This is a genomic window from Gallibacterium faecale (assembly GCF_027920745.1).
Classification (GTDB): domain Bacteria; phylum Pseudomonadota; class Gammaproteobacteria; order Enterobacterales; family Pasteurellaceae; genus Gallibacterium; species Gallibacterium faecale.
In genome coordinates this window covers 1-10,586 of sequence record NZ_JAQIBB010000102.1, presented here as the reverse complement: position 1 = coordinate 10,586, position 10,586 = coordinate 1, and the positions used below count along the sequence as shown (strand labels likewise).

Here is a 10,586-nt window from a genome sequence, read left to right as displayed (position 1 = left end):
TTTTATTAATTTCATCTTACCCTCTCATAAAGTTGTCGCTAAATATGACTCCATTAGCCGTACCCCAAGCTGTGGAATACTCAATTAAACTCGCCATTCGTTTTATCCCCATTTTTGCGGTGCTTTCTCGTGTATTAACTAATTCACCTTCAAGCCCCCTAACTAATTCGTAAGGGTATCCGCTTGCAATAGTGTGACCACTTACCAATAAATTTTTCCATCCGTATAAATCGTATCTCTGTCCGCTCCATGTCGCTTGAACAACAAAATCTTGTAGCATTCCGTGAAATTTGTTGTTCTGCTGTAACGTTCTACTATCTGATTTAAAATCAATAACAATTGGATCGAATTCATTTACTGGCAAACTCGCAATAAATTTAATTGCATTGTGTTTTACTTGCTCGTTAATTAATCTAAAAGGAAGGAAGTTTTGAGTTGGCATTGAGTCCCCTAATTTAATAGTTCAAGCTGAAAATAACTTGCTCGAATTCCATCCATTCTGTTTTCTTTCATATGTCTAACACTAAAATGCTTACCAAAAATTTTATTAGCTATTTTTTCGGCTTTTTTAAGATTAGCTTTTAGCCCTACGAATCCAACTGAAAGCATTAATTCTTCTTCATAAAGAGATAAAACGAATGATTCTTTTCCTTTAAGAAATCCAGTGCAATTTTTTGTCATCTCATAAGATTTTCTTGCCCCAAATTTAAGTAGTATTTCTTCAGCTATTTTTAGTTTATTCATACTAGACCAACCTTTTTTAATTAAATTATTGTTTCCACTCTAAATTTTTAAACCGTGAAATATGGATGTGGCGGATAGCCTGTCCCATACTTTTGTGAGCAGGATTAAATATAGCTAAATGATTCCCTCGACAAACATCAGTCCATTTATCTGTTTCTGGATTTAAAAACTTAATTCTCCCACCAACAATAAAGCGTATTTCCGTTGCTTTTTCTGCAACTAGTGAAAACCATCTTGTGCTGATATCTACAGGCAAAAGCATCACTACTAAACAGTTGTGGTTTTCATATAGATCAACTGCACGCTTAATAAAGCTATGTGGATCGCTAAATGGTGGGTTAATCCAGATTCGCTCGTTTTCTAGCTGATAAGTTAAAAAATCCATTTCTGGTGTAACATAGCGCTCTAACTTTGTATTCTGTGGCAATGCTGCTCCATCAATCGTAAAGTTAAATTCTGCATCTATTTGGTTAAATACAGATAGTGGTGTTGGGTATGTATCTTTATCAAAACTCATTTATTATTCCTCTTCAGGCTTAACACCCAAATCTTTTAAACCAAAGTAGCCACATGATTTTGTTCGGTTAAACCAGGCATACGGACCCCATTTTTCAGACTCTTCCCATTTCCCCTCACAGCGAAATCTATCGTCAGACCATTCTCCGATAAACGCACTCACTGGTTCACCGTCCCATAAATCCGTTAATTCCCCACCGCAGTTTGGGCAAACTAATTTGATGTTATCTTTATCAATACTCATTACTAACCTCTCGCCACTAACGCTTTCAAATTAGCCCAACCTTGTTTAACTTTTTCAGGATCCAGATATTCAACTTTCTCAGGTAATGATCGAGTTGGTTTTGGTAGTACCTTCCCTTTTTCTAAGCGTTTTGCCATCTTGTCTAACGCCTCTTTCATCGCTTTAAGCTCTTCCGCCTCACTATAAGATTTTTGAATTGACTTGTTCGCAATCTCAGTAATCAGCCAATATTCCGCATCTGACATAAACTCAAAGCGATCAATCTCCGCAAAACCACCATTCGCACGAAATTTATTTAAGCGGTGTTTCAATTCATCAGGTGTTGGTAATCCTAACTCGGCGTAATTTTCAGTGTTGCACCACGCAATAAATTGCCCAACACTAGGAAAAAATGGGACATCCTTACGTTCTGCTTGAGCTATCCCTCGCTTAAACTGTGCTGCGGTCGTAACGCCGTTATTTACCAACGCTTCTAACCAAAGGCGTTTCGCTTCTTGATAACTTTCTTCACTGTCAAATGCTGATTTCCACGCTGGGAATATCGCTTTTAAGCGAATAAATAACCGATCAACAAATTTAGCTACGTGCGGTGGAATAACTTGTTCTCCAACTGAGGTTTGTTGATAATTTGGTTCGTTTCCAACTAATTCAGTAAGTTGTGTATTTGCAAAATTACGCATTAATACCCCCTGATCTCGATAGTCTTGCCACGCCACCAACTGTCATCATTATCATCAAACTTTGACTGGACAGACTTGTCAGATGAAGCTTGCCAATTCCAATTTGCATTAAACCCCCGCCAGCCTCGCTCAATCATAACTTCCGCTACCTCCGCAAGCGGTAAGCCAGCCAAGTCAGCTTGTTTTTGTAGGCGTTCTAGTGCGGTTTTAGTAATTGGTGAATTTTTCGATTTACGGTGAGTAATAAAATCTTCTGCCAGTTGTCCTGTAATCCCAAATTCAGCTAAAAGCTCAAGTACAGGCGACTTTTTTTGCGTAGTTTTTTTATTAATATGATCATTAGTATTTTTATTATTAGTATTATTATTTGTCGGATTTAGATCCGAGCTTTTTCGGATTTCAATCCGAGTTTTTTCGGATTTATTTCCGAGTGTCGGATCCATTTCCGAGTTATTCGGATTAAAATCCGAGTTAAAATCATTCCAAGTTTTACCTTTTTCTGTTAATCGAATAAGGTCTTTACCCTCTAATTTTTGATATTCAACTAATCCTTTTTCAGCTAAATCTTTAAAGTGTCGATAAACTGTGTCAGATTTTGAATAAAATAGTGGTAACTCTTTAATAACTTCATTACGAGAAACCCAGTAATATACAATACCCTCAATAACAACTTCTTTTGCCCAACTGCTTGCTTGATTAAGTAAATCAAATAACGCTCCTTGATTTGCATTTAATCCCCATTCAAGGCAACGTTGATTATTTATGTAACTACTAAATCTCATTGCATCAACTCCGTTGCATATTGTTCTGCAATAAAACGCATTCCTTCCGCTGTTACTCTAGTTTGCGTATAATTGTGTCCATGTTCTGCTATGCCTGTTTTTACTGTAAAAAGTGGCTTGGCTTTCTCTGTGGCAAATGGCAATAACTTTCCAGACTGGCGATAGAGCAAACGATCACTAATAAGACGATCAATCATTGCTTTTTCAGGCATTTTCAAAATCTTTGCTACTTCTCTTAATGATTTACTTGTTCCTACATCTACATAATGATCGACAAATGCAGCTTTTGGTTTTAGTTCTTTATTTTCTAAAGCTAAGGCTTGGTTTTGCTTCTCTTTCTCCACCAATGCTTCTAAGGCTTGTAGGTAGTTTTGTGGTAAAAGAGCGGTTGTTTTTTGCTGGTTTTCTAATTCATCTAAACGATCAATAATATTGGCTCTTAAATCAATCCGATAGCCAGAAACCAAAATCATTGTTTCTCGTTTAGGTAAAAGGATTTCACTTGTTAAACCTGTTACAGGATTTTTAATAATAAAAATTCCTTTAAAATCAATACTATCCATATTTGGATAGAGTTCATCAAGCATATTACGAATATCACGAAGAACGTGAGCGTGTTGTTTTTCACACAACTCCGCAATCTCACGACTACTCATCGTAATGCTTGCTTTTTCTCTATTTATCGGTAATAATTCATTCATATATAGTTCCTTATATATAACCAAACTAACCACCGTTGCTGCGGTGGTTTTTCATTTTTACTTTTTACTGTATAAAGAAATTGTTACTTCAACAGACTCACTCATTTTTTGTTGTGCTTTGTGAAGTAATTTGTGAATCGTTTCCTGTTCTTCTTTAGTTAGCACTCCATCTTCTAAAAATTCATTTAATTTTGAGAATAAGATCCCTCTAGAAGCTAACTCTTGTAATTGGAGTTGAGAAAGCTCAACAAGATCCACTTGTTCTTTATCTGGAATAGAGAAGCTGACTTTTCCTAATCTTCTATTGATCTCATCAGACCAATCAGATACGCCATATTCCAACTCAATAGCAATTAGTTCATCATCAGTAAAATGTTGTCCTTTTGTTTGATATAAACGGTTGTTAAATTGGACTTCTGTCATACCTAGAAATGCAGCTACAGCAGCTTTGCCACCAGTGCATTTCTCTATCATTTCTATGATCGTCTTTTTCATAGTCATAATTTCCTTTGTTTTTTATGGTTTTATTTATATGTAGATTTGGTAAATTAGTTTTGTAAAGGGAAAACATCATCAATTGATACATTTGCCCCAAAACAATTTAAAGCATCAACAATCTTTCTTGCATTAGCTAAAGATGGGACACGATGACCAGATTCATAATTGGCAATTCTTGACTGATTACACCCAAAAGCAGTGGCAAGCTGTTTTTGAGTAATGCCAAGACTTTTCCTAATTTTAGAAAGGTTATTCATTAGCACATCCTTTTTTGTGATTTTTACTATTTATTAAATCACTATTAGTGATTTTCGTCAATCTCGTTTTGTGTTTTTGAACAGTATTTCTTTGCGTGATATTATTAATTCAATTAGATTGGGAGAATTTTATGAAAACAATCGGTGAGAGAATTAAGGCATTTAGAACAAAATCAGGTCTAAATCAAAAAGCGTTCGCAGAAGCTGTATCAAAAATAGATACAAGAGAGCGTTCAAAGTGGGGACAATCTAGAATTGGAAATTATGAAATAAATGCAAGAACCCCAGATTTAGGCGATATAGAAGTAATGGCAAAAGTGCTAGGAATTGAACCTGCCGATCTTGCTTTTGGAGAACCTAATGTTGTCCCAGTTATAGTAAAAAGTTCTTACTCCTACCCACTCATTAGCTCTATTCAAGCAGGGAATTGGACAGAAGTGTGCGACTATAAAGACAAGACAGGCTATGAATATATCGACAGCGAAATTGATGCAGGAGAAGGATCCTTCTTTTTACGGATTGGTGGAATGTCAATGGAGCCAAAATTTAGTGAAGGTGATTTAGTGTTAATTGATCCTAACAAACGTCCTCATCCAGGCGATTTTGTTGCTGCAGTCAATGGTAATGGTGAAGCGACACTAAAACGTTATCGTGAGTTAGGCGATATTTCTGTTTCGGGTAATCCGCACTTTGAGCTAGTTCCCCTTAATCCAGATTTTCCAACTCTTAGCTCAATGAAACAAGATATCCGTATTATCGGTGTAGCTGTTGAGCATCGGAGTTATTTGTAGGTGAGTTGACTATACAAAGTCAAATCGTTTCTTAATAAAGATAAATTGGTATGGCTGTACAGCTAATTAAAACTCTATAAGTTTGTATAAAAAAAAGATTATTAAAAATTCCCATTTTGGGAATTATGAGGTATTATAATGAAAATCTTGGGGAAAGAGATGTTGTATGATTATATAAGATTCCATCCAAACGCCAGATCTTCAATAGAAGATTGGATTTTGGTAATGGAATCCGTTGAATTCAAATCACCTCAAGACATAAAAAATCAATTTAGTAGTGTAGATTTTTTACCAAAGAATCATTGCATATTTAATATTAATGGCAATCATCACAGGTTGTTTGTAAAAGTTATTTATATTTCTGGAAGTCTTTTAATTAAGTGGATTGGTACTCACTCAGAGTATGATAAGTTAGATTTTAGTAAATTAAGTAAGTTAGGTGATAGATAGTATGTGGACATTAATTAAAACAAAAGAGCAGTATAATGCAGCAATGGATCGTATATTAGAGCTATCTGAATTGGATTTAATTGAAAATACGCCTGAGTTTGATGAGTTCGAATTACTTTCACTTTTAATTGAAAAGTATGAAGAGAAAAAATACCCAAGTAACCTTATTAATACAGATCCAATTAGAATTATAAAATTTTATATGGAACAAAACGGATTATCTAATCAAGATATGGTTGTGTATTTTGGTAGTCCATCGAAAGTATCTGAAGTGTTAAATTACAAAAGAAAACTTAATTTAAAGATGATTAGAAAGTTACACGAGGGATTACATATTTCAATTGATCTTCTCACAAGAGATTATCTTTTAAAGAAAGTAGATTTTCATGAAAAAATAAATATAAATAAGTTATTTTTTAATGAAAGTACATTAGGATTTAATATCAAGGTGGCTTAAATGAAATTTGAAATCAAAAAAAACAAAGTTGTTAAATTTTCTATCGAGGATTCATATCTTGAAAATGATATGAAGGTAGTTGATGGTGATGTTGATTTTTTCGTAAGTTCTTGGCTGTTAGCACCTTATGATTCTGATAATTTAACGTTATTTCCAGCAGAGGTGCGAGTTGATATAAAATCAAAAAATTTCAATTTGTACCTAAGCCATTTTTTCGATATTCAATTTGAAACTGATTTAAATAAAGATAAATGGAATAGTATTGAGTTAAAAAGAGCCTTATTACTAAATTTATATCCTCAATCTAGGGCGTTTATTGTTTCAACTCTAGCTTCTGGTGGCTACGGATCTATAAATATCCCACTTGATATTCATAATTTTATAAAATAGCAAAATAAACCGCCGATTGGCGGTTTTTTTATGGATTGAGGCTTGTAAGGAATGATAACTCATCTATTTTTGACGCATTTCCTTATGCCAATTTATCCCTATTATTGAGGCGATCATGCCACCTTTAATGACAGATTGAACCGATTCCGCTAACGTTTCTTCAGTAGCATAACAAACAATTTCACATTGTTGAGAGAGTTCGATCCCTTGCTGATTCAATATTCTCTGCATTTTAGAGAATCGACTGTTAGTAATATTTATCCCTCTACTTTCCATATTAAAGAGAGCATTTGCATCATCAGTTACCTTAAAACGATTATTGCCTAAACTTTGGATAAATGCACCAATCACTTGCCCATCATCTACATAAGTAAATGGGCTAGCTACATAACTTACTGTTTCTGTTAAGGTTTCACATTCAAACCCTAATTTCTTTATCGCTATATTACAGGTGTTCATAGTAATTTATCCTTCTCCTAGATGTCTTTCTACTTACCTTGCTTATTTTTTATTAAAACTTGCTTAATCTAAAAATTATTAATAATTTCAATGTGATAGATTAATAATTGTTCCTTGCTTAAGAGCTATTTTTTCTTGCTTAACTGCTTGCTCAACTATTGGTTAAGAAATAAACGTTTGAAAGGTATTTCACTTGACAATAAAAATCTAAATACTATTATAAGGCCCCAGAAGCAGAGATTATTAAAAATTTATTTTTATAATTCTTTGCTGCTGATTCCGGGGCCCAATCGTTATGATTGGGCTTCCGTGTATTTACTACCTTGGAAATTATATGTCCCATTCTAGAACTTATATTGTTTACCTTGATGAATTTGGTCATGTAGGTCCATATATTAGTGTGGATCACCCAACCCATAAAACTCATCCTGTGTTTGGCTTAGGAGGGTTTGTCTTACCTATCGAAGAAGTTCGTCCTTTTTCTTCTTTCTTTTTCAATTTAAAGCAACACTTATTTGAAAAATATGATATTCCTCAAGCAAGAAAACAAGCAAAAGAGCAAGGTGAAACCTTTAAGCTTTCAACATGGGAAAAGAAAGGTTCCAAGCAATATTCAGTAGCCAACTTGCGAAATTACACAAAACATATTACACGATCAACCAATCGCATTATTAATCAAATAACCGAACGTGGTGGTTTTTTATTTTATGTCGGTGAAGCTAAGCAAAAAGATATAGCAAAGCATGATGCTCAAAGAGTTTATTTATCTAGCTTAAGGGAAATTATTAAACGTCTAGATGATGAATTTAAAAACCAAAATGCTTAGTTTCTCATTTTTATGGATGACAGCGAGTCAAGTGCGAATATCGTGAAAAATGCTATTTATGAAATGCATCAAAATGGGAAATATCAACTAATTGAAGCACCAGTGCAAGTGGATAGTAAGTTGTATCAAACAATCCAATGTGCTGACTGGTTATGTGCTATATATGGAAAACTTTCATTTTATGAAGTAGAACCAGAATCGAAACCTGACTATGAAATTTTCAAACGTTATTTTGGTGATCGTATGGCAAAAGCACAAAAACGCAGTAATGTAAGAAATAATTTACCCAAAAAAGCCTCAGAAAAATCACTTAAAAAGCTTTGCAGTAGATTCAATAGTTACTAACGCAACCGCTCTTAGCAATTTTCTTTAACCAAATCCTTGCTTTATTTACGCCAATACCTTGTTTAATTTAAACAAATAAATCATGTCAATGTAATAGAAAACGAATATCACCTTACTAATGTTTAACTGTGGCTTAACAATCTTCGTGACGCCACGAAAATGATAGTTCAAATTTGTACTCATTATCTTGAACTAACAAAAAGTAAAAAACTGAATTTTCAATACTAACTTATTGAAAATAAATAGATTATTGTTAAAACACTCTAACAATTATCTTGAATTTAACTATTTTGCTAAATGCAAAAAATAGTTGTTAGTTTAAGTTAAGCAGGCTTGACTTCCAAATTCAACTTTAACGCCTGCGTTACCTTAAACACAGTGACAAGTGTCGGATTACCGCACCCTGAAAGAGCTTACGCCTACTTCTCTGGCTAATTGGCTCATATTGCGTGCTTTGGCAATATCCCCTAAAGCAGAAAGAAGTAAATCAATATCTCCCTCACTTAAAATCTCATTAAGATAAAGCTGTATTTCTTCTTCTGTGCGTAAATGCTCTGACATATCAAAGTCATGTAGTTTATTAACCATATTATCCCCTCATTCCTTACTAAATCTTAGTATAACTCAAAAAAAACGTCTAAAAAATAATCGATTAAATTATTTTTTTTAATTGGTTCTTCTTTAAAAACAATACCTTAATCACTTTTAGTGATTTTTATGCAAAAATAATCACATTTTGCTATTTACATTTAAATCACTTTAAGTGATAATGGTTCCATCAAAACGAGATGCAGTAAAACAACGATGAGGAAAAGCAAGATGAATAACATTATTACTGAAAAAACTCTTAGTTTAATGACTTTTGATGTTTTATGCGATGTATCAGAAAAAAGCGGTAAATCAATTAAAGAGCTAATGGAATTAGCGAAAAAAGATAATGCTTTTATGGACTGGCTCATTGAACAAAGTATGGCACTTGCCAATGGAATATTAGAACGTTTATAGACTCGAAAGAGCTTCTATTAAAGCCCTATCCAAAATAGATAGGGCAGTAATAGAGGTTTTAATAATCTCAATGCTCTTTAACAACTCATCAACAAAATAACACCATCACTTAGGTGGTGTAATAAAAGGTACAGCATATAAATGAGAGAGTTTATTGTACGGAATATTCTTTGGCTTTTTCTTCGAGTAACGATACCTGCTCTTTTTCGAGTTTATGGAAAAGAGACAATAGTTCAAGTGACGCTTTCGGCGAAATCTGAACAACAAAAGTATCCAGATACTCAGAATGACTCAAGGATTTGTAGGTTATACGCACGCAACCTGTATCTTGGTCGATGTCGAACCCGATAATAGGTGACGTTACTTCCCAAGTAATAGTGCCGTATTCATTTTTCATAATGTTTTCCTTTTAGTGAGATAAGAGAAAAACATTATACCTGAGCCTTACAGGGTAAAGAAAGGCGCTGATTTTGTTGATGAAATGGCGTGGCAATGGCGGTAAGTGATCAACTGTGTTAAGTTGAGTAACCCCCGAGCAGAAAACTGTGTTTCTCGTCCTAAGAGAGGTGGACGGAAAATCAAGGGAAGCGCTGCTTACTTGCTTGAGTGTGAAATGCACGGCTAGAAATAGTTGCTACAACGATTGGGGAATTTTAGGCGAACAAGCCCACGAATCGTTAAAAAGAACAGTAGGGTTTTTTGATTATTTTTGACCGAGCCGATGACTCGTAGTGAGACTGAAAGGAATGTTGAAGCAAGGGCGAAGTAACTACCAAAGCGGCATTAACGAAAAAATATCTAGCAAACGCGGCTATAAGGGCGTGACGACTTGGAGAGACAAGTTTTGTTATTCAAGACTGCATTTTTAGTTATTAACCTCCTTCTAGGTAATTAATCAATACTTAAATAACTTTAAGTGCAGTCCTGAATAATAAAAATTAGTGGGCTTGCTAATATTGGTATTAGAGCAGAGCTTATACCTCTGTAAGCAATCACCAGATAAGTGATGTAATGTGGGTTCGATTCCCACGCCCACTACCAAATCTAATGCCTGCTTGATGCAAATTTCCTCATTTTGTTTGCACTACAACGCATTGAGTAGGCATTAGGAAACGCATTTATTATTAGTGTGTTTCTATATCAAGTTAGAAAAAAAGAGGTGTTATGACCTATCAAAATGAAAACTACGAGATGATTAAACAAATCATTTTAAACGAACAATTAGGAAACCCTAAAAAGTTGAAGTTAGTTATTGTAGAAGAAATCCTGTCTGATGAAGATAAAGAACGAATCAAGCAGGCTATTTTATATCATGTTAAAAATTACGGTGGAAAGGGGGCTTTAAGTCTTGCGGAAGAACTTAAAGACGCTTTCATTTGGATAAACGCTTAGATTTAATTATAAAAATAAAGGATAATTAGAAAAACACTATTACCACAGA

At 34.2% G+C, this 10,586-nt stretch carries 17 protein-coding genes, 1 tRNA gene and 2 pseudogenes; 8 read left to right on the top strand and 12 right to left on the bottom strand.

Annotation, left to right across the window (positions count from 1 at the left end):
• Positions 1-16: 16 nt before the first annotated feature.
• From PF272_RS11280 to PF272_RS11240, 9 genes are read right to left on the bottom strand one after another with little or no spacing between them, the layout of a single operon-like run.
• Positions 17-442 (bottom strand): recombination protein NinB, encoded by a 426-nt coding sequence (locus PF272_RS11280; RefSeq protein ID WP_271142834.1) that lies wholly within the window; start codon positions 440-442, stop codon positions 17-19.
• 8 nt (positions 443-450) lie between these two features.
• Positions 451-744, bottom strand: coding sequence for a hypothetical protein (locus PF272_RS11275; protein ID WP_271142833.1), 294 nt, complete (start codon positions 742-744; stop codon positions 451-453).
• Between the two features lie 25 nt (positions 745-769).
• A complete protein-coding gene (locus tag PF272_RS11270; protein ID WP_271142832.1) occupies positions 770-1,261 on the bottom strand; it encodes a DNA N-6-adenine-methyltransferase in 492 nt (163 codons plus the stop codon).
• 3 nt (positions 1,262-1,264) lie between these two features.
• Positions 1,265-1,504 carry a hypothetical protein gene (locus PF272_RS11265; protein ID WP_271142831.1) on the bottom strand — a complete coding sequence of 80 codons (240 nt, stop codon included), beginning with the start codon at positions 1,502-1,504 and terminating at the stop codon, positions 1,265-1,267.
• Positions 1,505-1,506: 2 nt separating this feature from the next.
• Positions 1,507-2,184 (bottom strand): replication protein P, encoded by a 678-nt coding sequence (locus PF272_RS11260; RefSeq protein ID WP_271142830.1) that lies wholly within the window; start codon positions 2,182-2,184, stop codon positions 1,507-1,509.
• Positions 2,184-2,966: a hypothetical protein gene (locus tag PF272_RS11255; protein WP_271142829.1), complete on the bottom strand. Its 783-nt coding sequence runs from the start codon at positions 2,964-2,966 to the stop codon at positions 2,184-2,186. The genes PF272_RS11260 and PF272_RS11255 overlap by 1 nt, the downstream gene beginning before the upstream one ends.
• Positions 2,963-3,667 carry a Rha family transcriptional regulator gene (locus tag PF272_RS11250; protein WP_271142828.1) on the bottom strand — a complete coding sequence of 235 codons (705 nt, stop codon included), beginning with the start codon at positions 3,665-3,667 and terminating at the stop codon, positions 2,963-2,965. The genes PF272_RS11255 and PF272_RS11250 overlap by 4 nt, the downstream gene beginning before the upstream one ends.
• Before the next feature lie 57 nt (positions 3,668-3,724).
• Positions 3,725-4,168: a YmfL family putative regulatory protein gene (locus PF272_RS11245; RefSeq protein WP_271142827.1), complete on the bottom strand. Its 444-nt coding sequence runs from the start codon at positions 4,166-4,168 to the stop codon at positions 3,725-3,727.
• Between the two features lie 47 nt (positions 4,169-4,215).
• A complete protein-coding gene (locus PF272_RS11240; RefSeq protein WP_271142826.1) occupies positions 4,216-4,422 on the bottom strand; it encodes a helix-turn-helix transcriptional regulator in 207 nt (68 codons plus the stop codon).
• A 131-nt stretch (positions 4,423-4,553) separates the two neighbouring features.
• Between PF272_RS11240 and PF272_RS11235 the strand changes: the two genes are divergently transcribed.
• The 4 genes from PF272_RS11235 (at position 4,554) to PF272_RS11220 (ending at position 6,510) form a co-directional block, all read left to right on the top strand.
• Positions 4,554-5,213: a helix-turn-helix domain-containing protein gene (locus PF272_RS11235; RefSeq protein WP_271142825.1), complete on the top strand. Its 660-nt coding sequence runs from the start codon at positions 4,554-4,556 to the stop codon at positions 5,211-5,213.
• Between the two features lie 138 nt (positions 5,214-5,351).
• Positions 5,352-5,663 (top strand): type II toxin-antitoxin system HigB family toxin, encoded by a 312-nt coding sequence (locus PF272_RS11230; RefSeq protein ID WP_271142824.1) that lies wholly within the window; start codon positions 5,352-5,354, stop codon positions 5,661-5,663.
• Position 5,664: 1 nt separating this feature from the next.
• Entirely contained in the window at positions 5,665-6,120 is a 456-nt protein-coding gene (locus PF272_RS11225; protein WP_271142823.1) for a helix-turn-helix domain-containing protein, read from the top strand.
• Positions 6,121-6,510, top strand: coding sequence for a hypothetical protein (locus PF272_RS11220; RefSeq protein WP_271142822.1), 390 nt, complete (start codon positions 6,121-6,123; stop codon positions 6,508-6,510).
• A 63-nt stretch (positions 6,511-6,573) separates the two neighbouring features.
• Here PF272_RS11220 and PF272_RS11215 read toward each other — a convergent pair whose 3' ends face one another.
• Positions 6,574-6,969 (bottom strand): DUF1828 domain-containing protein, encoded by a 396-nt coding sequence (locus PF272_RS11215; RefSeq protein ID WP_271142821.1) that lies wholly within the window; start codon positions 6,967-6,969, stop codon positions 6,574-6,576.
• 295 nt (positions 6,970-7,264) lie between these two features.
• On the opposite strand from PF272_RS11215, the pseudogene PF272_RS13035 reads away from it, so the two are divergent.
• Positions 7,265-8,140, top strand: a pseudogene (locus tag PF272_RS13035) (DUF3800 domain-containing protein).
• Positions 8,141-8,463: 323 nt separating this feature from the next.
• Here PF272_RS13035 and PF272_RS11200 read toward each other — a convergent pair.
• Positions 8,464-8,728, bottom strand: a pseudogene (locus PF272_RS11200) (addiction module antidote protein).
• Between the two features lie 231 nt (positions 8,729-8,959).
• Here PF272_RS11200 and PF272_RS11195 point away from each other — a divergent pair.
• Positions 8,960-9,145 carry a hypothetical protein gene (locus PF272_RS11195; RefSeq protein ID WP_271142818.1) on the top strand — a complete coding sequence of 62 codons (186 nt, stop codon included), beginning with the start codon at positions 8,960-8,962 and terminating at the stop codon, positions 9,143-9,145.
• 151 nt (positions 9,146-9,296) lie between these two features.
• Here PF272_RS11195 and PF272_RS11190 read toward each other — a convergent pair whose 3' ends face one another.
• On the bottom strand, positions 9,297-9,542 hold the full coding sequence (locus PF272_RS11190) for a hypothetical protein (protein ID WP_271142817.1): 246 nt from the start codon (positions 9,540-9,542) through the stop codon (positions 9,297-9,299).
• A 543-nt stretch (positions 9,543-10,085) separates the two neighbouring features.
• On the opposite strand from PF272_RS11190, the gene PF272_RS11185 reads away from it, so the two are divergent.
• Together PF272_RS11185 and PF272_RS11180 are read left to right on the top strand one after the other, a co-directional pair.
• Positions 10,086-10,186 (top strand) — tRNA-Ile (locus PF272_RS11185).
• Positions 10,187-10,309: 123 nt separating this feature from the next.
• Complete coding sequence (locus tag PF272_RS11180) at positions 10,310-10,537, top strand: hypothetical protein (protein WP_271142816.1); 228 nt, start codon at positions 10,310-10,312, stop codon at positions 10,535-10,537.
• Positions 10,538-10,586 lie beyond the last annotated feature (49 nt).